The sequence below is a fragment of the Mesorhizobium sp. J18 genome (genome assembly GCF_007829525.1).
GTDB lineage: Bacteria > Pseudomonadota > Alphaproteobacteria > Rhizobiales > Rhizobiaceae > VLJP01.
The window spans coordinates 32,768-54,254 of record NZ_VLJP01000023.1 but is presented as its reverse complement, the minus strand read 5'-3'; the positions used below and the strand labels follow the sequence as shown (position 1 = coordinate 54,254).

20 protein-coding genes are annotated in these 21,487 nt (G+C 59.9%); 3 read left to right on the top strand and 17 right to left on the bottom strand.

Going from position 1 to position 21,487, the window contains the following annotated elements:
* Positions 1 to 38: 38 nt before the first annotated feature.
* From L598_RS10360 to ggt, 3 genes are all read left to right on the top strand, one after another.
* The gene (locus tag L598_RS10360) at positions 39 to 506 is read left to right on the top strand and encodes a peroxiredoxin (protein WP_144862231.1); all 468 of its coding nucleotides are present in this window, start codon (positions 39 to 41) and stop codon (positions 504 to 506) included.
* 120 nt (positions 507 to 626) lie between these two features.
* Complete coding sequence (gene lipB / locus L598_RS10355) at positions 627 to 1,367, top strand: lipoyl(octanoyl) transferase LipB (RefSeq protein ID WP_144862229.1); 741 nt, start codon at positions 627 to 629, stop codon at positions 1,365 to 1,367.
* A gap of 22 nt (positions 1,368 to 1,389) precedes the next feature.
* On the top strand, positions 1,390 to 3,129 hold the full coding sequence (gene ggt, locus L598_RS10350; protein WP_144862498.1) for a gamma-glutamyltransferase: 1,740 nt from the start codon (positions 1,390 to 1,392) through the stop codon (positions 3,127 to 3,129).
* Positions 3,130 to 3,373: 244 nt separating this feature from the next.
* On the opposite strand, the gene L598_RS10345 is transcribed toward ggt, so the two are convergent.
* From L598_RS10345 to nuoF, 17 genes are all read right to left on the bottom strand, one after another.
* Entirely contained in the window at positions 3,374 to 4,057 is a 684-nt protein-coding gene (locus L598_RS10345; protein ID WP_144862227.1) for an ABC transporter ATP-binding protein, read from the bottom strand.
* Entirely contained in the window at positions 4,054 to 5,343 is a 1,290-nt protein-coding gene (locus tag L598_RS10340; RefSeq protein ID WP_144862226.1) for a lipoprotein-releasing ABC transporter permease subunit, read from the bottom strand. The genes L598_RS10345 and L598_RS10340 overlap by 4 nt, the downstream gene beginning before the upstream one ends.
* Positions 5,340 to 6,668 (bottom strand): proline--tRNA ligase, encoded by a 1,329-nt coding sequence (gene proS, locus L598_RS10335; RefSeq protein ID WP_144862224.1) that lies wholly within the window; start codon positions 6,666 to 6,668, stop codon positions 5,340 to 5,342. The genes L598_RS10340 and proS overlap by 4 nt, the downstream gene beginning before the upstream one ends.
* A 429-nt stretch (positions 6,669 to 7,097) precedes the next feature.
* Positions 7,098 to 7,367, bottom strand: a complete 270-nt coding sequence (locus L598_RS10330; RefSeq protein WP_144862222.1) for a DUF1467 family protein — start codon at positions 7,365 to 7,367, stop codon at positions 7,098 to 7,100.
* The gene (gene mce / locus L598_RS10325) at positions 7,364 to 7,780 is read right to left on the bottom strand and encodes a methylmalonyl-CoA epimerase (protein ID WP_144862220.1); all 417 of its coding nucleotides are present in this window, start codon (positions 7,778 to 7,780) and stop codon (positions 7,364 to 7,366) included. The genes L598_RS10330 and mce overlap by 4 nt, the downstream gene beginning before the upstream one ends.
* Before the next feature lie 11 nt (positions 7,781 to 7,791).
* Positions 7,792 to 9,462: a ribonuclease J gene (locus L598_RS10320; protein ID WP_144862218.1), complete on the bottom strand. Its 1,671-nt coding sequence runs from the start codon at positions 9,460 to 9,462 to the stop codon at positions 7,792 to 7,794.
* Positions 9,463 to 9,479: 17 nt separating this feature from the next.
* Positions 9,480 to 10,310, bottom strand: a complete 831-nt coding sequence (locus tag L598_RS10315) for a biotin--[acetyl-CoA-carboxylase] ligase (RefSeq protein WP_144862216.1) — start codon at positions 10,308 to 10,310, stop codon at positions 9,480 to 9,482.
* Positions 10,310 to 11,746, bottom strand: a complete 1,437-nt coding sequence (gene nuoN / locus L598_RS10310; protein WP_144862214.1) for an NADH-quinone oxidoreductase subunit NuoN — start codon at positions 11,744 to 11,746, stop codon at positions 10,310 to 10,312. The genes L598_RS10315 and nuoN overlap by 1 nt, the downstream gene beginning before the upstream one ends.
* Positions 11,747 to 11,764: 18 nt before the next feature.
* The gene (locus L598_RS10305; protein ID WP_144862212.1) at positions 11,765 to 13,273 is read right to left on the bottom strand and encodes an NADH-quinone oxidoreductase subunit M; all 1,509 of its coding nucleotides are present in this window, start codon (positions 13,271 to 13,273) and stop codon (positions 11,765 to 11,767) included.
* Entirely contained in the window at positions 13,273 to 15,258 is a 1,986-nt protein-coding gene (nuoL, locus tag L598_RS10300) for an NADH-quinone oxidoreductase subunit L (RefSeq protein WP_144862210.1), read from the bottom strand. The genes L598_RS10305 and nuoL overlap by 1 nt, the downstream gene beginning before the upstream one ends.
* Positions 15,259 to 15,276: 18 nt before the next feature.
* Entirely contained in the window at positions 15,277 to 15,585 is a 309-nt protein-coding gene (nuoK, locus tag L598_RS10295; RefSeq protein WP_144862209.1) for an NADH-quinone oxidoreductase subunit NuoK, read from the bottom strand.
* A 10-nt stretch (positions 15,586 to 15,595) separates the two neighbouring features.
* Complete coding sequence (locus tag L598_RS10290; RefSeq protein WP_144862207.1) at positions 15,596 to 16,216, bottom strand: NADH-quinone oxidoreductase subunit J; 621 nt, start codon at positions 16,214 to 16,216, stop codon at positions 15,596 to 15,598.
* A gap of 121 nt (positions 16,217 to 16,337) precedes the next feature.
* Positions 16,338 to 16,829: an NADH-quinone oxidoreductase subunit NuoI gene (gene nuoI / locus L598_RS10285; protein WP_144862205.1), complete on the bottom strand. Its 492-nt coding sequence runs from the start codon at positions 16,827 to 16,829 to the stop codon at positions 16,338 to 16,340.
* A gap of 2 nt (positions 16,830 to 16,831) precedes the next feature.
* Complete coding sequence (locus tag L598_RS10280) at positions 16,832 to 17,023, bottom strand: hypothetical protein (RefSeq protein ID WP_144862496.1); 192 nt, start codon at positions 17,021 to 17,023, stop codon at positions 16,832 to 16,834.
* Positions 17,023 to 18,069 (bottom strand): NADH-quinone oxidoreductase subunit NuoH, encoded by a 1,047-nt coding sequence (gene nuoH, locus L598_RS10275; protein WP_144862203.1) that lies wholly within the window; start codon positions 18,067 to 18,069, stop codon positions 17,023 to 17,025. Before nuoH ends, L598_RS10280 begins: the two co-directional genes overlap by 1 nt.
* Before the next feature lie 10 nt (positions 18,070 to 18,079).
* On the bottom strand, positions 18,080 to 20,161 hold the full coding sequence (nuoG, locus tag L598_RS10270) for an NADH-quinone oxidoreductase subunit NuoG (protein ID WP_144862201.1): 2,082 nt from the start codon (positions 20,159 to 20,161) through the stop codon (positions 18,080 to 18,082).
* A 17-nt stretch (positions 20,162 to 20,178) separates the two neighbouring features.
* The gene (gene nuoF, locus L598_RS10265; protein ID WP_144862199.1) at positions 20,179 to 21,483 is read right to left on the bottom strand and encodes an NADH-quinone oxidoreductase subunit NuoF; all 1,305 of its coding nucleotides are present in this window, start codon (positions 21,481 to 21,483) and stop codon (positions 20,179 to 20,181) included.
* Between the last annotated feature and the right edge of the window lie 4 nt (positions 21,484 to 21,487).

The window sequence follows — 21,487 nt, the reverse complement described above, 5'->3', positions numbered from 1 at the left end:
CTGCGCCCAAATGCAGAACCAGAAATCAGGATAAGACCATGGCTGATCTCGTCAAAGGCACCGAAGCGCCGGATTTTGAGCTCCCGCGCGATGGAGGAGGAATAATCAAGCTCTCGGACCTTCGGGGAAAGCCGGTCGTGCTCTTCTTTTACCCCAAGGACGACACAAGCGGATGCACCGCCGAAGCGGTCGATTTCTCTGCCCTGCGGCCGGATTTCGAAAAGCTTGGTGCCGTGGTCATCGGCATGTCGCCCGACACTACCAAAAGCCATGACAAATTTAAGGCAAAGCACGAGCTGACGGTCGATCTCGTCTCTGATTCGGAAAAGAAGACGCTCGAGAAATATGGCGTCTGGGTCGAGAAAAGCATGTATGGCCGCAAATACATGGGTGTCGAGCGCTCCACCTTTCTCATCGACAAGGATGGCAAAATCGCCGAAATCTGGCGCAAGGTGAAGGTGCCGGGTCATGCTCAGGCTGTTCTGAAGGCGGTCGAGGCACTCTAAGAACGCACGGCAGCGAAGTGCCTTACGCACTCCGAATGCCTTGGCCAGTTGGAGAGCTGGTGCTTCGAATCTGGACCTTTTACGGCGGAACATCCATATTTGGCGGATGGGTGATCTTTCATGACGGCGCGCAGCCAGATCCGGACCTCCTTCCAGCCGCGCGAGCCCGAACCGCCAGTGGAGTGGCTGGTCGCGGACGGGTTCACTTCCTATGAATCCGCCCTTGCCGAAATGGAGGCGCGCGCGACGGCCATACGTGCGGGTGAAGCGCCTGAGCGAATATGGCTGGTCGAGCACCCCCCGCTTTACACCGCCGGCACAAGTGCGCGCCCGGAAGACCTGCTCGACGCCAACCGCTTTCCCGTCTTCAACGCCGGGCGCGGCGGCGAATATACCTATCACGGGCCGGGCCAGCGGGTCGTCTATGTCATGCTGGACCTGAAAAGGCGCAAGGAGGACGTGCGCGCCTTCGTCGCCGCTCTTGAGGACTGGATCATCGCTGCCCTGGCTCGTTTCAACGTCAAGGGCGAACGGCGCGACGACCGTGTCGGGGTCTGGGTGGTGCGTCCTGATCGCCCGCCGCTGGCGCCGGGCATGCCAGCCGAGGACAAGATTGCGGCGATCGGCATCCGCTTGCGAAAATGGGTCAGCTTCCACGGCATCGCGATCAATGTGGAACCCGATCTCTCGCATTTCTCCGGCATCGTGCCTTGCGGCATTTCCGGCTATGGAGTCACCAGCCTCGTCGATCTTGGTCTGCCGGTGACGATGGCGGATTTCGATATCGCACTTAAAGCGGCCTTCGAAGAGATTTTCGGGCCAACGATCGCCCTTTCCCAAGCGCAGTTGGAGGAGGCGTGACGTGAAGGCATATGGGAGGAGCCTGGCCTTTGCCCTGGCGGCAATATTTTCCGCGATCGGACCGTTGAAGGCACAGCAAGCGACCGATGCGATAGCGCCGGAGATCGCCACCGGTGCCCAGGCAAAGCCTGTCGTCCGCGCACAGAACCGTATGGTGGTGGCGGCACACCCACTGGCGGCCGAGGCTGGTCTGGAGATAATGCGGGAAGGCGGCAGCGCCGCCGACGCGCTGATTGCGGTACAAACGGTCCTTGGCCTGGTTGAGCCGCAATCCTCCGGCATCGGAGGCGGCGCCTTTCTCGTCTGGTACGATGCCGCAAGCGGCGAAGTAACCACCTTCGATGGCCGCGAGACTGCGCCCGCAGCGTCAACCCCGGAACTTTTCCTCGAAGAGAACGGTAAACCGCTTTCCTTTTTCGACGCAGTTGTCGGCGGCCGCTCGGTCGGAACTCCAGGCGTGGTGGCACTCATGGAAATGGTGCATCAGCGTTACGGAAAGCTGCCCTGGGCGCAATCCTTCGAACCAGCTGTCAAGCTTGCCGGTGAAGGCTTCGCGGTCTCCCCTCGCCTGCACGCGTCGATCGCCGAGGACAAGGGCCGCCTGGACAAGGAAAAGGCTGCCCGAGATTATTTCCTTGATGCCTCCGGTGAACCGCTTGCCGCCGGCGCGATACTGAGAAATCCGGAATATGCCGAGACGCTGCGCCTGATCGCCAAAAGCGGGGCGGACGTGTTCTATCGAGGCCCTATCGCCGAAAAGATCGTCGAAGCCGTTCGCCGTCACGCGGTGAATCCAGGCCTGCTTACCCTTGAGGACATGGCCGCTTACGAGGTCAAGGAAAGGCCCGCGGCCTGTGCGCCCTATCGGGATCATTCCGTCTGCGGCATGGGACCGCCCTCCTCCGGCGGCCTGACCGTCGGTCAGATACTGGGCATGATCTCGCATTTCGACCTCGCCGCGCTCGGACCGGACGATCCGGAAAGCTGGCGCATCATCGGTGACGGTACACGGCTCGCTTTCGCCGATCGCGGCAAATACATGGCCGACAGCGATTTCGTAACTATGCCTAAGGGCCTCCTCGATCCTGCCTACCTGAAGCAGCGTTCTGAGTTGCTACGCCGGCCGACGGCACTTGCGGAAGACGAAGCTCAAGCCGGCGAGCCYCCGTGGGACAAGGCGGAACTCCGCCTGGACGGCATAAGCTTCGAGATTCCTTCGACCTCGCATTTCGTCATTGTCGATGACGATGGCAATATCGCTTCCATGACGACTTCGGTCGAGAACGCCTTCGGCTCGCGGCAGATGGCCGCCGGCTTCCTCCTCAACAATCAGCTCACCGATTTTTCCTTCCTGCCCGAAGAAGGAGGTGAAGCGGTCGCGAACCGCGTCGAACCCGGAAAGCGCCCGCGCTCATCCATGTCGCCGACTATCGTGCTGAAAGACGGTAAACCGGTCTATGCATTGGGTTCGCCTGGCGGGAGCAACATTATTCCCTATGTCACTAATGCGCTCATCGCGCTGATCGACTGGAAGATGAACATCCAGTCAGCCTTTGCCCTTCCCCATCTGAGCAACCGCTTCGGCGAATACCAACTCGAAGCCGGAACCGCCGCCGCCGATCTTGCCGAAGATCTGCAAGCCTTAGGTTATGCCGTCAGTGTGGACGATCTCAATTCCGGCTTGCATGGAGTAGCGTTCACGACTGACGGTCTGGAGGGCGGCGCCGACCCGCGCCGCGAGGGAATTGCGGTTGGCGACTGATACACATCCGCCCTCGATGCGATCTCTCATCCTCAGAAGGCGCCGATCCATGTCGCCACGCCGATAATGAACGAACTGACTGCCACCAGCGAAACAACATCATGTACGATCTCGACCATGTCCATCTCCAATGATCTGTCTGTGATCCCTTTATGTTCTATTTTTGTTCTATAGTCAATTCAAGGCCGTTCTCGGCCCGGCCTACAATCCGGAAAGGTTAATCAGAAATTAAGATGCCCAGCGCTTAAAGCTGGAAATCGACGATCTTACCCTCGGAAAGGGTAACGCAGCGATCCATGCGGGCGGCGATCTCGTAATTATGCGTTGCGATCAATGCCGCGAGCCCGGATTGGCGCACCAGAGCCTCCAGCGCCTCAAACACATATGAGGCAGTGGAGGGATCGAGATTGCCTGTCGGCTCGTCGGCGAGAAGAGACAATGGCGCATTGGCAACAGCGCGTGCGATCGCCACGCGCTGCTGCTCGCCACCGGAAAGCTCGGCGGGGCGGTGCTCGGCGCGCTTTCCGATCTTCATGTAATCCAGCAACTGGGCGGCCCGCTTCCTGGCCTCGGCCTGATTGAGGCCCTTGACCAACTGCGGGATCATGACGTTTTCCAGCGCGGAAAATTCCGGCAGCAGGTGATGAAACTGATAAACGAACCCGATCTCGTTGCGGCGTATGGCGGTCCGCCGGTCGTCGGAAAGCCGTCCGCTAGCCTGCTCGTTGACGATGACCTCCCCCGCATCCGGCCGCTCCAGGAGCCCGGCAATATGCAGCAGGGTAGACTTGCCCGCGCCGGAAGGGGCAACGAGCGCGACCATTTCGCCCTTGTTCAGCTTGAAATCGGCGCCATTCAGGACCGTCAGCTTTCTCGATCCCTGGATGAAATGTCGCTCGACCTTCTTTAGCTCGAGGACAGCCATCATTCGTACCTCAGCGCTTCGACCGGATCGAGCTTGGAAGCGCGCCAGGCGGGAAAGAGCGTGGCCAGAAAAGAAAGAACAAGCGCCATCAGAATGACAGAAAGGGTCTCGCTGAAATCCATCTTCGCCGGCAGCTTGCTGAGGAAATAGAGCTCCGGATTGAAGATTGTCGTGCCGGAAATCCACGAGAAGAACTGACGGATCGATTCGACATTCAGGCAGATGACGACGCCGAGAATGACGCCGGCGACCGTGCCTGCGAGGCCGATTGCAGATCCGGTCATGAGGAATATGCGCATTACCGCGCCGCTGGTGGCTCCCATGGTGCGCAGGATGGCGATGTCGCGCCCCTTGTCCTTCACCAGCATGATCAGGCCGGAAATGATGTTGAGCGCGGCCACCAGAACGATCAGCGTCAGGATCATGAACATGACGTTGCGTTCGACCTCCAGGGCGGAAAAGAAGGTCTGATTGCGTTGCCGCCAATCGCTGATATAGACTGGTCGCTGTGCCGCTTCTTCGACACGCGGCCGCAAGGCATCGACCGCATCGGGATTGTCGACATAAATCTCGATCGATTGGGCTATGCCTTCGGAATTGAAGAAAAGCTGCGCCTCCGCCAAAGGCATGAAAATGATTGAGGCGTCATATTCCGACATGCCGACCTCGAAGATGGCACTTATCGGATAGGATTTGCGACGGGGCGTCGAGCCGAAAGGCGTGATATCTCCCTCCGGAGCAATCAAGGTGATGATGTCGCCCACAGCCAGCCCAAGGCTGTCGGCCATGCGCGTGCCGACCGCCACGCCCTCTCCGGCCACGAATCCCACCATGTCGCCCTGCTGGATGTTTCCCGAGACAAGGCTGATCTTCTCGAGATCCTCGGCCCGGATTCCGCGCACCAGCGCGCCCGTTCCAGCGCCTATGCGTCCGGAAGCGAAGACCTGTCCCTCGACCAGAGGTATGGCGTAACGGATCCCGTCGAGCGCATTGATGCGATCGGTGATCGGCTCATAGTCCTCCAGAGGTCGGTCCATCGCCTGGACGACGAGATGGCCATTGATGCCGAGGATGCGGTTCAGAAGCTCGGCGCGGAACCCGTTCATCACCGCCATGACGACGATCAGAGTGGCAACGCCGAGCATGATGCCGATGAACGAGATAAGCGCGATGACGGAGATCACCGTCTCCTTGCGTCGGGAACGCAAATAGCGCCAGGCAACCAGCCGCTCGAAATGTGAAAAAGGCCCGGCTCCCGCCAGCCTGGAACTCTCGGCGGCGCCGCTCACACGCTGCTCCCAAAACGGGCAACAACGCCCTCGATAGACATGTTTTCCCGCTCGCCGGTCACCCGGTTCTTCACCTCCACCTCGCCGGCTGCTACGCCGCGCGGTCCGACGATCACCTGCCAGGGCAGGCCGATCAGATCGGCGGTCGCAAATTTGCCGCCGGCGCGCTGGTCCGTATCATCATAGAGTACATCGCGGCCTGCGGCGCCGAGCTTTGCATAGAGATCTTCGCAAACGCGATCGCATTCGGCATCGCCGGTCTTCATGTTGATAAGGGCGATATCGAAGGGAGTAACGCTTTCCGGCCAAATGATGCCGTTCTCGTCATGGCTTGCCTCGATAATAGCGGCAATCAGACGTGACGGACCAATCCCGTAGGAGCCCATGGACACGAAATGCTCCTTGCCGTCCGGTCCGGTGACGCTGGCCTTCATCGGCTTCGAATATTTCGTACCGAAGTGGAAGATATGGCCCACTTCAATACCGCGGGCGGACAAGCGGTCTCCTTCGGATACTTCGCTCCACACTGCCTCGTCGTGCATTTCGTCGGTGGCCGCGTAAGGTGTCGTCCACTCCTTGACTATATTGCCGATAGCCGCGTCGTCGGAAAAGTCCGTTTCGGGCCCCGGTACCGGTAAGTCCAGGAAATTCTTGTGGCAGAAGACGGCGCTTTCGCCTGTTGAGGCCAGAATAATGAATTCGTGGCTGAGATCACCGCCGATCGGACCGGTCTCGGCACGCATGGGGATTGCCTGCAAACCCATGCGCGAAAAGGTCCTGAGATAGGCCACGAACATGCGATTATAGGCCGCCTTTGCGCCCTCGAAATCCAGGTCGAAGGAATAGGCGTCCTTCATCAGGAATTCGCGCGATCGCATCACGCCAAAGCGCGGACGCACTTCATCGCGGAACTTCCACTGGATATGATAGAGGTTGAGCGGCAGATCCTTGTAGGATCTCACATAGCTGCGGAAAATGTCCGTCACCATCTCCTCGTTGGTCGGTCCGTAGAGCATATCACGCTCATGACGGTCGATGATGCGCAGCATCTCCTTGCCGTAATCGTCATAGCGGCCGCTCTCGCGCCAAAGCTCCGCTGACTGGATCGTCGGCATCAGGATTTCCTGTGCGCCGGCCCGGTTCTGCTCTTCCCGGATGATCTGGCAGACCTTGTCGAGCACTCGTTTGCCCAGCGGCAGCCATGAAAAGCTTCCGGCCGCCTGCTGGCGGATCATGCCGGCACGCAGCATCAGACGATGTGAAACAATTTCCGCCTCACGCGGATTCTCTTTCAGTATAGGCAGGAAGAAGCGCGAAAGTCGCATGAACAGGTCCACGAGAAGAATAAACCCGTGCGGAATCAAGGCACGGGCAGAGCCATTGCACGCGCTTCATAGCTATTTCATGGCCGGTTGAAAACCCGATCCCAAAAGGCTCGGACACATGATGAGCAAGACCCAAGCAAATTGGGATTTAGCCTGCCGGAAAATTGTGCAGTGCAGCACATGAAACAGGCTCTCACAGCAACTTTCCACGTGACATTATGATTGCGCTTGGTCTAATGTACGCGCCACATAAGAACAGAGCAGAGAAAAATCTGCTCTTTTTACGCGGTCAAGTCTTGGGAGGATGCGATCCTGGCGCGGTAGTTCGCAGCCGCCGGTAATAACGGAGCGGATCGGGCGCGTTTAATTTGCAAGGCTTCGGCCTTGCAATTTTTTTGTCCAATCGGGATTCGCCAGATCAAGCGGGTATTATTCGAAGCTTGGGACGATCCTCGGGATGTCGTCGAAAGTAAAACCTGTTAAACGCGGAATCCCATAAAATATTCCGAACACGATCAGCGCTATTATCGTGGCGCGGATAAAGGCACGCAACATGTGCGGCCCGCGCGGCGCGCTCGGCACTGTGCCCAGAGTTACATTTTCATCCTCATCCTGCGTGCGCAGGCCGATGGGCAGGGCTGCGAAAAGCACAACCCACCAGATGATGAAAAAGATCGCAGCGATCGAAACCCAGCTCATCCGCTTTCCGAAACTTCTTCCAACTCCACCAGCGTACCCATGAAGTCCTTCGGATGAAGGAAAAGCACTGGCCTGCCATGAGCGCCGATCTTCGGATTGCCGTCGCCGAGGATGCGTGCGCCCCCTGCCCTTAGCTTGTCGCGCGCGGCGAGGATATCGGTCACTTCGTAGCAGACGTGATGCATGCCGCCGGCCGGGTTCTTCTCGAGAAATGCCGCTATGGGTGAATTGTTTCCAAGGGGCTCGAGCAGTTCGACCTTGGTATTGCCGAGATCGATAAAGACCACCGTTACACCATGCTCAGGCAAGGCCTGCGGCTCGGTGACCTCGGCGCCAAGTGTATCCCGATAAACCGCGACGGCCGCGGCAAGATCTGGCACGGCCATGGCGACGTGGTTGAGTCTTCCCAGCATATGACAGCCTTTTACTGCGTGACGAAGACCGTCACGATCGGTTTTTTGCCCCAAGCCTCGTTGGCGGCGGCGCGCACCGCGCGGCGGACCGATTCCGACACCAGATCAAGGTCCTTCCGGCGCACGCGCGGTATGCTTGTCACAGCGCTGATCGCCGCGTCCAGCATCAGTTCCTCAAGTGGCTCCCCGCGACGATCCAGTTCCGCAACGCCGATTGCGACGAGATCGGGGTCGCCGGCAAGGTCATAGCGATCGTCCAGCACGACATTGACCGCGACATGGCCGGCAAAGGAAAGCTTGCGTCTTTCCCGAATGCCCATGGCTTCATCAGTGCCGATCAGCCGGCCGTCCTTGAAAATACGGCCGAACGGCACCTGATCGATGATCTCGGCCGGCCCGGGCCAGAGGCGAAGCATGTCACCATTGCGAACCTGCGCGACCTGCGGCACGCCAGATTCCGCCGCAAGCGCCCCATGGGCGACCAGATGGGCTGCCTCGCCATGGACCGGCACGACGATCTGCGGACGGGTCCATTCATACATCTTCTTCAGTTCGTTGCGGCGCGGGTGGCCCGAAACATGTACCAGCGCATCTGTATCCTCGATGATCCGGATACCCTGCTCGATAAGGAGGTTCTTCGTCTCCAGGATCGCTTTCTCGTTGCCGGGAATCACGCGCGAGGAATAAACGACCGTATCGCCCGGTGCGAGTGCCACGTTGCGCATCTCGTCGCGCGCGAGCTTGGCAAGAGCGGCGCGCGGCTCACCCTGGCTACCGGTACACAGGATGACGACATTCTCGCGCGGGATGTAGCCGTAATCCTCCTCCGAGACAAATTCGGGCAGGCCGTCGAGATAGCCGAGTTCAGTTGCAACATCGATGACGCGCTTGAGGGAGCGGCCGAGGACGAGCACCTGCCGGCCGGCATCGCGGGCTGCTTCGGCGACCGAGCGGATGCGGCCGACATTCGACGAAAAGGTTGTGACGGCAACACGGCCGGCCGCCTGCTCAATGACGCCTCGCAGCCCCTCGCCCACTGCCTCCTCGGAGGGAGAATCCCCTTCCCGCATGGCATTGGTGGAATCGCAGATCAGCGCCAGAACCCCCTTGTCGCCCAGCGCGCGAAAGCGGGCTTCGTCCGTCTTCGGGCCGATGGTCGGTGCAGGATCGATCTTCCAGTCGCCGGTATGGATGACGGTGCCCGCCTCCGTGGTGATCGCCAGGGATACCGGTTCCGGGATCGAATGGGTAACCGCGACCGCCTCGATGGTGAAGGGTCCGATATGAAAGGTCTGACCCGCCTCGTAAACCGTCACCGGGATGTCAGGCGCGCCGGGCTCCGATTGACGTTTTGCTTCGAGCAGGCCGGCTGTGAAAGGCGTCATCCAGACATCGACCCGCAGTCGCGGCCAGAGGTCGAGCAGCGCACCGTAGTGATCCTCATGCGCATGCGTGATTACAATGCCACGGAGATTTTCCAGTTGCTCTTCGATGAAGCGGATGTCAGGCAATACAAGCTCGACGCCCGGCAGGTCGGGTCCTGGAAAAGAAACACCGCAATCGACAATGATCCATTCGCGGTTCGAAGCCGTGCCAAAGCCGTAGAGGGCGAGGTTCATGCCGATTTCACCGACGCCGCCCAGCGGACAGAATACCAGTTCGGCTTTCTCCGACTGTGCCATCTTCCCTCCTGCCGCCTTTATATCGCAGACGCCGATGCGACCGCCCCGAAATGCACGTCTCCGGCTGCAATCCTGAGCCTGTTTCCGTCGCCTTCACGAATGACGAACTGACAGTTCTCGTCTATCGTCTCAAACACTCCGCGCACTACCCTTCCCTCGACATGCACCGATACCTCAGCGCCGAGACCGGCAGCATGGGCCAGCCATTTTTCTCTGATGGCCGCAAGGCCGCGGCCGCCATTCCACAGCGCGACGTTTTCTATCCAGGCGTCCGACAGGGCAAGAAAAAGAGACTCCGCGTCGCATTCAGCGCCCAGATATTTCAACGAAGTAGCGGGATAAGGCACATCCTCGGGATGAGAAACGACATTGACGCCGATGCCTATCGCAACCGGGTGGCGACCGTTGGGCAGCGCTGTCGATTCCAGCAGGATGCCGGCGAGCTTGGCGCTGCCGGCGAGCACATCATTCGGCCATTTGAGCTCGAAGCGCTCGCGGGGTTTTTGACCATCGGCACCATCAAGGCCGACAGCAATATCCGCGCCTGGCACCACGGCCCTCAGCGCATCGGATAATGCCAATCCGGCAACAAAACCGAGAGTCGCGGCGGTACCGATCTCGATCGTGTCGACCAGAAGAAGGGTTGCCGCAAGGTTTCCTTCAGGAGTCGCCCACGCTCTGCCGCGCCGTCCTCGCCCACTTTCCTGCCGTTTCGAGACGACCCATAATCGGCCGGGATCACCTGCTCGCGCATGCTCCAATGCCAGCGCATTGGTGGAACCCACGGTTTCATGCGCCTCGAGACGATATCCTTGCGCGAATGCCGTCGGAGCGAGCGTGAATGCCATCAGAAAAATGTCATCGCGGCGGCTTCGGCCAACCGTCCGATCGGGCCCCCGACAAGCACGTAGAAAAGCACGAAAGCACCCGACAGATAGAGGACCAGGCGCAACTCGCCCGCCATGGGCTGGAAAGCACCTGCCGGCTCATCGAACCACATGATCTTGATGATGCGCAGGTAGTAATAAGCTCCAACTACCGACGCCAGCACGCCGATGACCGCCAGCGCATAGAGATTGGCATTGATGGCAGCAAGGAAGACATACCATTTCCCCCAGAAGCCCGCGAGCGGCGGAATGCCGGCGAGCGAGAACATCAATATTGTCATGATGGTCGCCATCATGGGGTTGGTTGAGGATAATCCTGCAAGGTCTTCGATCTGCTCCACATTGGCGTCGTTGCGGCGCATGGCGAGGATAAAGGCGAAGGTGCCAAGCGTCATCGCCAGATAGATCAGCATGTAGATGACCACGCCGCGCACGCCTTCGGAGGAATTGGCGGCCAGCCCTACGAGCGCGTAGCCCATATGGCCGATCGACGAATAGGCCATCAGCCGCTTGATGTTGCGCTGGCCGATAGCGGCGAAGGCGCCGAGCGCCATCGAAGCAATGGCGATGAAAACGATGATCTGCTGCCAGTCGGGCGCGATGGGCTCGAAGGCGCCGAGGGTGACACGCACCAGGAGTGCCATCGCCGCCATCTTCGGCGCAGCCGCAAAGAAGGCCGTAACAGGCGTCGGCGCGCCTTCATAGACATCCGGCGTCCACATGTGAAACGGCACGGCGGAAATCTTGAAGGCAAGGCCAGCAAGCACGAAGACCAGGCCGAAGACGAGGCCAAGCTGCCTTTCGGCCCCCGAAAGAGCCGCCGCAATCGCGTCGAATCCGGTGCTGCCCGTGTAGCCGTAGACGAGCGAGATGCCGTAGAGCAGCATGCCAGAGGAAAGCGCACCAAGGACAAAATATTTCAGCCCGGCCTCCGTGGAGCGCACGCTGTCACGATTGATCGCCGCTACGACATAGAGCGCAAGCGACTGCAACTCGAGTCCGAGATAAAGGCTGATCATATCGTTGGCCGAGATCATCAGCAGCATGCCGAGCGTGGCGAGTATGATGAGGACCGGATATTCGAACTTGTCGAACTTCTCCGCTTTGGCAAAACCCACCGACATGACGAGCGTGACCAGCGAGCCCACCAGCGTCAGGACCTTCATGAAGCGCGCGAAGGGATCGTTGATGAAGGCTCCGCCAAAGGCCGCACCCTCTGCCGGGAAAAGCAGCATCCAGGCCACGACTCCTATGAACAGCGCGATCGCCAGGCCAGTGACGGTCGTGTTCGATCTTTCACCGGAAAAGACACCTATCATCAGGAGCGCCATCGCTCCTGCCGCGAGCGCCAGCTCCGGGGTGGCGAGGACAAGGCTTGTCGTGAGTTCGAGCGGCATATCGCGTCTTTTCCCTGCTTACTGCCCTGCGGCCGCGGTCTGAGCCATGTCTAGTGACACGGTGACATTGTTGAGGAGCGCCTGCACCGAAGCCGTGGTGACATTGAGGAGCGGAGACGGATAGACGCCGAAGAAGATGACCAGGATGACCAGCGGATAGATGATCGCCCTTTCGCGTGGCGAGAGGTCCAGGAGGCTCTTGAGGCTTTCCTTCGACAGCGGACCGAAGATCACCCGCCTATAGAGCCAGAGCGCGTAGGCCGCCGAGAGAATAACGCCAGTCGTGGCGAAGAAAGCAACCCAGGTGTTGGCCCGGAAGGCGCCCAGCAGCGTCAGGAATTCGCCAACAAACCCGCTGGTGCCCGGCAGGCCGACATTGGCCATGGTGAAGACCATGAAGACGACGGCGTATTTCGGCATGTTGTTGACGAGCCCGCCATAGGCCGCGATCTCACGTGTGTGCATGCGGTCGTAGACGACGCCGACACAGAGGAACAGCGCGCCCGAGACAAGACCGTGCGACAGCATCTGGAAAATCGCACCTTGCACGCCCTGCTCGTTCATGGCGAAGATACCCATGGTGACGAAGCCCATATGGGCCACCGAAGAGTAGGCGATCAGCTTCTTCATGTCGTCCTGCATCATGGCGACGAGTGAAGTGTAGATGATCGCCACCACAGACAAGGTGAAGATCAGCGGAGCGAAATCCGCCGAGGCCAGCGGGAACATTGGCAACGAGAAGCGCAGGAAGCCATAGCCGCCCATCTTCAACAGGATACCGGCCAGGATCACCGAGCCCGCGGTCGGTGCCTCCACATGGGCGTCCGGAAGCCAGGTGTGGACCGGCCACATCGGCATCTTCACCGCGAAGGAGGCGAAGAAGGCGAGCCATAGCCAAGTCTGCATATTGGCCGGGAACTGATGCGTCAGCAGCGTCGGAATGTCCGTCGTGCCGGCCTGCCAGAACATGGCCATGATAGCCAGCAGCATCAGCACCGAGCCGAGCAGCGTGTAGAGGAAGAACTTGAACGAGGCGTAGACGCGGCGCTTGCCGCCCCATACGCCGATGATGATGAACATCGGGATGAGGCCGGCCTCGAAGAAGACGTAGAACAGGACGAGGTCCAGGGCGCAGAAAACGCCGATCATCAGCGTTTCCAAGACCAGGAACGCGATCATGTATTCCTTGACGCGCGTCTCAACCGATTCCCAACTCGCCAGGATGCAGAGCGGCATAAGGAAGGTCGTCAGGATGACGAACAGCATGGAAATGCCGTCCACGCCCATATGGTAGGAGATACCGGAATCCAGCCATTCATGCTTCTCCACCATCTGGAAGCCCGGCACCGAATTGTCGAAGCCGATCCAGATGAAAAGCGAAAGCAGGAAAGTGAAAACGGTGGTCAGAAGCGCAACATTGCGGATGTTGCGGCGCGCGCCTGACCCATCGTCCCTGATCAGCAGGATCAGGAACGTACCGACCAGCGGGAGAAAGGTGACCGTTGAAAGGATCGGCCAGTCGGTCATCAGAAGGAACTCCCAAGCATCATCCAGGTGACCAGGGCCGCTACCCCGATCAGCATGGCAAAGGCATAGTGGTAGAGATAGCCGGTTTGCAGCCGGACGAGCCGGTTGGTGACATCGACGACGCGCGCAGAGATGCCATCAGGTCCGAGACCGTCGATGACCGTTCCGTCGCCGCGCTTCCACAGGAAATACCCAAGGCGCTTGGCAGGACGCACGAAGAGGAAATCGTAAAGCTCGTCGAAATACCACTTGTTGAGCAGGAAAGCGTAAAGCCCGCGATGATTCATAGCGAGCTGCCGCGGCGTTTCCGGCGAACGGATATAGAATATCCAGGCGAGAGCGAAACCGATCACCATGGCAATGAAAGGCGTTGCCTTCACGATCGCTGGGGAATGATGGATCTCCTCGAGGATGTGGTTGTCTGGCAACGTGAACAGCGCGCCGCGCCAAAACTCAGCATATTCGTGGCCGATGAAATAACCCTCGAAGAGCACGCCCGCAAAAAGGGCTCCTGCAGCCAGGATGAAGAGCGGCACCAGCATGACCGGCGGCGATTCATGCACATGGTGCATGACGTCGGCCGATGCGCGCGGCTTGCCATGGAAGGTCATGAAGATCAGCCGCCAGGAATAGAAACTGGTGAACAGAGCCGCTATGGACAAAAGCACGAAGGCAAAGCCGGCGGCTGCGTTGTGGCCCCAGAATGCGGATTCGATGATCGCATCCTTGGAAATGAAGCCGGCCGTGCCGATCATGGTCAGCGGAATGCCGACGCCTGTCAGCGCAATGGTACCGATGATCATCATCCAGTAGGTCGTCGGGATCAGCCTACGTAGCCCTCCCATGCGGCGCATGTCCTGCTCGTCGGAAACGGCATGGATGACCGAGCCTGCCCCGAGGAAAAGCAGTGCCTTGAAAAAGGCGTGCGTGAACAGGTGGAAGATGCCTGCCCCGTAAGCGCCGACACCGAGCGCGACGAACATATAGCCGAGCTGCGAGCAGGTCGAATAGGCGATGACGCGCTTGATGTCGTTCTGAACAAGCCCCACGGTCGCGGCGAAGAAAGCGGTAATGGCGCCAATGAAAGTGACCACGGTCAAAGCCGTCGTCGACAATTCGAAAATGGGCGACAGTCGTGCGACCATGAAAACACCGGCCGTGACCATGGTGGCGGCATGGATGAGGGCCGAGACCGGGGTCGGACCTTCCATGGCGTCCGGCAGCCAGGTGTGCAGAGGAACTTGCGCCGACTTGCCCATGGCGCCCATGAAGAGCAACAGGCAAACTACCGTCAGTGCCGAATACTTGTCGAGCGAATAACCGAGGAAGGCAAGGACGCTCTCGCCGGCTTCCGCGCCCTCGGCGGGAATGAAGCTCGCAGCGTTGGCAAAGATGGTGTCGAAATTGATCGAGCCGAACAGCACGAAGACGCCGAAAATGCCAAGGGCGAAGCCAAAGTCGCCGACGCGGTTGACGATGAAGGCCTTCATGGCGGCGGCGTTTGCGGAAGGCTTCTTGTACCAGAAGCCGATCAGCAGATAGGAGGCGAGGCCGACGCCCTCCCAGCCGAAAAACATCTGCACGAGATTGTCCGCCGTCACCAGCATGAGCATGGCGAAGGTGAAAAGTGACAGATAGGCGAAGAAGCGCGGCCGGTGCGGGTCGTGGTGCATATAGCCGATCGAATAGATATGCACCAGCGACGACACCGTATTGACGACGACCAGCATCACCACGGTCAGCGTGTCGATGCGGAAGGCCCAGTCGACATCCAAGCTGCCTGACGAGATGAAGCGCAGAACCGGGACTGTGAAGGTCTCGGTGTCCGACAGGCCGACAGAGAAGAAAGCCACCCAGGAAAGCACGGCGGCAATCACCATCAGGCCCGAGGTGATGTATTCGGAAGCCTTGGCGCCGATCGAACGGCCGAGCAGGCCGGCAATCAGGAAACCAATGAGAGGAAGGAAAACAATCGCGTGGTACATGGGCGTTAAGTTCCTTCCTCAGCCCTTCATCATGTTGATGTCTTCGACCGCGATCGATCCGCGGTTGCGGAAATAGACAACCAGGATCGCCAGGCCGATCGCGGCCTCCGCGGCCGCCACGGTAAGCACGAAAAGCGCAAAAGCCTGGCCGACCAGATCGCCTAGAGTGGCGGAAAAGGCGATGAAGTTCAGATTGACCGCAAGCAGGATCAGTTCGATCGACATCAGGATGATGATGACGTTCTTTCGGTTCAGGAAAATGCCGAACACGCCGAGCGTGAACAGGATGGCCGAGACGGTCAGATAATGTGCAATGCCGATTTCCATGATGACCTGCCTAAATCCCCTCGCCCGTTTCGACCTTGCGGATCTCGATGGCGGTTTCGGGCCTGCGCGCGACCTGTGCCGATATGTTCTGGCGCTTGACGCCGACCTTGTGGCGCAATGTCAGCACGATCGCGCCGATCATGGCGACCAGCAGGATCATGCCGGCGATCTGGAAGAAGTAGATGTAGTCCGTATAGAGAATGTCGCCGAGGGCCGCCGTATTGTGCCGTTCTGCGATGGCCGGTATGGGCTTTGCGACCTCCGATGCCAGATCCGGCGCAAAGCTATAGCCGGCAAGCACTATGATGAGCTCGGCTGCAAGGATCAGACCGACCATGGCACCGATCGGGGCGTATTGCAGCGCGCCATGCTTCAGTTCGGCGAAATCGACGTCAAGCATCATGACGACGAAAAGGAAAAGCACCGCCACGGCGCCGACATAAACGACGAGCAGGATCATCGCCAGGAACTCGGCGCCTGTCAGCAGGAAAAGTGCCGCCGCATTGAAGAAGGTAAGAATGAGGTAAAGGACCGAATGCACGGGATTGCGCGCGGAAATGACCATGAAGGCCGCCGCGACCGCGACAAAGGCGAAGAGGTAGAAGAAAACCGCCTCTAGTCCTGTGAGCATTGGGATATCCCCCGGGTTGTTCTCGTGGAGCCTGGGCTCCTCGGCTACGTCGTCCGCATGCCGGGCGCCGAAGCCGGGTGTCTCTTAGACGAGCGTCACACGCGCGTCCACTGTTGCCGATCTATCTGTAAGGCGCATCCAAAGCGATGTTTCTGGCCAGTTCGCGCTCCCAACGATCGCCGTTCGCCAGAAGCTTCGCCTTGTCGTAGTAAAGTTCCTCGCGCGTTTCAGTCGAAAACTCGAAATTCGGCCCTTCGACGATCGCATCGACCGGGCATGCCTCCTGGCAGAAGCCGCAATAGATGCACTTCACCATGTCGATGTCGTAGCGCACCGTACGGCGTGTCCCGTCATTGCGGCGCGGGCCGGCCTCGATGGTGATGGCCTGTGCTGGACAGATTGCCTCGCAGAGCTTGCAGGCGATGCAGCGCTCTTCGCCGTTCGGATAACGGCGCAGTGCATGCTCGCCGCGGAAGCGCGGGCTCTGCGGGTTCTTCTCGTGCGGATAGTTGATCGTCGCCTTTGGAGCGAAGAACTGCCGCATGGAAAGAAAGAAGGCGGCCACGAACTCTTTCAGGAGGAGAGATTTCGCCGCTTGGGCTAGAGCCGACATCGTCATTCTCCGGCAACATAAGGGGCCACGAAGTAGCCTATGACCGGCAGGAGCACGAATTGGCTCAAGCCGGTGATTCTGAGGACGCGGCGCGTCTCGTCGAGATCGACTCGACGGCCAAGAGCCGAAAGCAGCGCGTAGTCCACGGCCGCCACAGCCAAACCGATCAATGCGCCGATCACGCCTGCCATCATCACGCCACCAATCCGGTAACCTTGAGGAAGACAGCCGTAGCCACGACCATGAAGAGTGAAATTGGCAGGAACACCTTCCAGCCGAGCCGCATCAATTGGTCGTAGCGATAGCGCGGCACGAAAGCCTTCACCATGGCGAACATGAAGAACACCATACAGACCTTGAGGACGAACCAGATGACGCCCGGGATCCAGGTGAAGGGCGCGAAATCGAAGGGCGGCAGCCATCCGCCCAGGAACAGGATTGTCGTCAGCGCACACATCAGCACGATCGCGACATATTCGCCGAGGAAGAAGAGCAGGAATGGCGTCGACGAATACTCGATCATGTGACCGGCAACGAGTTCCGATTCGGCTTCCACCAGGTCGAAGGGTGGCCTGTTCGTCTCGGCCAGCGCCGAGATGAAGAAGATGATGAACATCGGGAACAGCGCCAGCCAATGCCAATCGAGGAAGGTGTTGGGTAGACCGAGATGCGTCCCGAGGCCGTCCTGTTGTGACAGGACGATATCGGTCAGGTTAAGCGAACCGACCGCGAGAAGCACCGTGACGATCACGAAGCCGATGGAGACCTCATAAGATACCATCTGTGCGGCCGAGCGCAGCGCCCCTAGGAAAGGATATTTCGAGTTGGACGCCCAGCCGCCCATGATCACGCCGTAAACCTCGAGCGAGGAGATCGCGAAGACATAAAGGATACCGACATTGATATTCGCAACCGCCCAGCCCTCATTGACCGGGATCACCGCCCAGGCGGCGATGGCCAGTACGGCGGAGACGAGCGGCGCCAAAAGGAACACGCCCTTGTTGGCACCCGACGGAATCACCGGCTCCTTGAAGACAAATTTCAGAAGATCGGCAAAGGCCTGCAGCGTGCCCCAGGGGCCAACGACATTCGGCCCCCGACGAAGCTGCACCGCAGCCCAGATCTTGCGGTCAGCATAGAGCAGGTAGGCCACCAGAATCAGCAGGATGACGATAAGCGCCACCGACTTCAGAAGAATGATCAGGGCCGGAAGAACATAGAATGTGAAGAAGGATTCCATCGATCAGCCCTTACTCGGCAGCCTGCCTGAAACCGCCGCGCGCCAGTGCGGAGCATTCGGCCATGACGGCCGAAGCCCGCGCGATCGGGTTTGTGAGGTAGAAATCTTTCACCGTCGAGACAAACGGCGCCTTTGTGAGACGCCCGGTCGGCTCGGCCAAGCGGACGACATCAGCAAAGTCCCCCGGCGCGATGCCGTCGATCGCGGCGAAATGCGGATAGTCCGCATAAAGCTTCGCGCGCAGTTGCGGCAGCGAATCGAAAGGCAGCTTGTGGCCGAGCACATCGGACAGAGCCCTCAGGATCGCCCAGTCCTCCCTCGCCTCGCCCGGTGCAAAGCCAGCGCGCTTGGTCATCTGCACGCGGCCCTCTGTGTTGACATAGATGCCCGACTTTTCGGTATAGGTCGCAGCCGGCAGAATGACGTCAGCGCGATGCGCACCTGCGTCGCCATGGGTACCGATGTAGACCGTGAAGGCATTACCGATCCTGTCCATGTCGAATTCGTCGGCGCCGAGCAGGAAGAGAACGTCCATAGCGCCCATCATGCCGGCGACATCCTTGCCGCCTTCGCCTGGTACGAAGCCGACATCAAGCCCGCCGACACGCACGGCAGCCGTATGCAATACGGCAAAACCGTTCCACTCGGCCGACACCGCCTTGACGTTGACCGCAAGCTGTGCCGCCAGCGCGAGCACCGCTGCACCGTCGGGACGTACCAGAGCACCCTGCCCGACAATGACCATCGGACGCTTCGCGCGCTTCAGGACAGACAAGAACTTGCCGGTGCCCTCCACCAGATCCTTCAGCGTCTCCGGGCCGGCACCGAGCATCTCATAATCGTAGCGCAGGTCGCCCGCATCACCGATCACGCCGATCGGAAACTCGCCCATGCGCCAGCGCTTGCGGATGCGCGCATTCAGGACAGCAGCCTCGAAACGGGGATTGGCACCGATGACCAGGAGCGCGTCAGCGTCTTCGATGCCTTCTATGGTCGGATTGAAGATGTAGCTCGCCCTGCCCCGTGCGGGATGGAGCGCCGTGCCGTCCTGGCGGCAATCGTAATTGGCGCTGCCAAGTGACTGCATAAGCAGCTTCAGCGCATACATCTCCTCGACGGCTGCAAGGTCGCCGGCGATCGCACCGATTCTTTCAGGGGCGGCCTTGGCAACCGCTACCCTCACCGCCTCGAAGGCATCCTTCCAGGACGCGGGGACGAGACGGCCGTCACGGCGGACATAGGGCCGGTCGAGGCGCTGGGTGCGTAGTCCGTCCCAGATGAAGCGGGTCTTGTCGGAAATCCATTCTTCGTTCACGGCGTCGTTGACGCGCGGCAGGATGCGCATGACCTCGCGGCCACGCGTATCGACCCGGATGGCGGAACCGACGGCATCCATCACGTCGATGGATTCGGTCTTCGTCAGCTCCCACGGACGCGCCTGGAAGGCGTATGGTCTGGAGGTCAGCGCGCCGACCGGGCACAAATCGATGACATTGCCCTGCAATTCGGAGGTCATGGCGCGTTCGAGATAGGTGGTGATCTCCATATCCTCGCCACGGCCAGTCGCCCCGAGCTCGGAGATGCCGCCGACCTCGGTGGTGAAGCGGACGCAGCGCGTGCAGTGGATGCAGCGCGTCATGATCGTCTTGACCAGCGGGCCGATATACTTGTCCTCCACCGCCCGCTTGTTCTCGTGGTAGCGCGAAGCATCGACGCCGTAGGCCATGGCCTGATCCTGCAGGTCGCACTCGCCGCCCTGGTCGCAGATCGGGCAATCTAGCGGATGGTTGATCAGCAGGAATTCCATGACGCCTTCGCGCGCCTTCTTCACCATCGGGGTGTTGGTGAAGATTTCCGGCACTTCGCCATTCGGCCCTGGACGCAAATCACGCACGCCCATGGCACAGGAAGCAGCCGGCTTCGGTGGACCGCCCTTGACCTCGATCAGGCACATGCGGCAGTTGCCGGCAATCGACAGCCGCTCATGAAAGCAGAAGCGCGGCACTTCCGCGCCCGCCTCTTCCGCCGCCTGAAGCAGCGTGTAGTGATCGGGAACCTCGATCTCTTTGCCGTCGACTTTCAGTTTAGCCATATCGCTATCCGCCGGTGTTATTCCGCAGCCACCAGCACCGGCTCGTTGCGGTGCGCGTTGCGGGAGAATTCGTCGATGCGCCGCTCGATCTCCGGGCGGAAATGCCGGATCAGACCCTGGATCGGCCAGGCCGCCGCGTCGCCCAGAGCACAGATGGTGTGGCCCTCGACCTGTTTGGTAACGTCGAGCAGCATGTCGATCTCATGCTTGTGCGCCTCGCCACGAACCAGGCGTTCCATGACGCGCCACATCCAGCCCGTGCCTTCGCGGCAGGGCGTGCACTGGCCGCAGCTTTCGTGTTTGTAGAAGTAGGAAAGCCGCGCGATCGCCTTCACGATGTCCGTGGACTTGTCCATGACGATGACGGCTGCTGTGCCGAGGCCGGATTTTAAATCGCGCAGAGCGTCGAAATCCATCGGCGTGTCGATGATCTGCTCGGCCGGAACCAGCGGTACCGAAGAGCCGCCGGGGATGACCGCGAGAAGATTGTCCCAGCCGCCACGGATGCCGCCACAATGGCGCTCGATCAGTTCGCGGAAAGGAATAGACATCTCTTCTTCCACGGTGCACGGGTTCTCCACATGACCCGATATGCAGAAGAGCTTGGTGCCGACATTGTTCGGTCGCCCGAAGGAGGAGAACCAGGCCGCGCCGCGGCGCAGGATGGTCGGCGCGACGGCTATGGATTCGACATTGTTGACGGTGGTCGGACAGCCGTAGAGACCGACATTGGCTGGGAAAGGCGGCTTCAGGCGCGGCTGGCCTTTCTTGCCTTCAAGGCTTTCCAGAAGCGCAGTCTCCTCGCCGCAGATATAGGCACCGGCGCCGTGATGGACGATGATGTCGAAATCCCAGCCATTCTTGTTGTTGGCGCCGATCAGGCCCGCGTCATAGGCTTCATCGACGGCACGCTGCAGGGCCTCACGCTCGCGGATGAACTCGCCGCGCACATAGATATAAGCCGCATGCGCTCCCATGGCGAAGCCAGCGACCAGACACCCCTCGACCAGCGTATGCGGATCGTGGCGCATGATTTCGCGGTCCTTGCAGGTGCCAGGCTCGGATTCGTCGGCATTGACCACCAGATAGTGCGGCCGGCCGTCGGATTCCTTCGGCATAAAGGACCATTTCAACCCTGTCGGAAAGCCTGCGCCGCCACGCCCGCGCAGGCCTGACGCCTTCATCTCATTGATGATCCAGTCGCGTCCCTTGTCGAGCAGGCCCTTGGTGTTGTCCCAATGTCCGCGTGCCATGGCGCCCTTTAGCGAGCGGTCGAACTGGCCGTAGATGTTGGTGAATATGCGGTCCTTGTCGGCTAGCATGGCT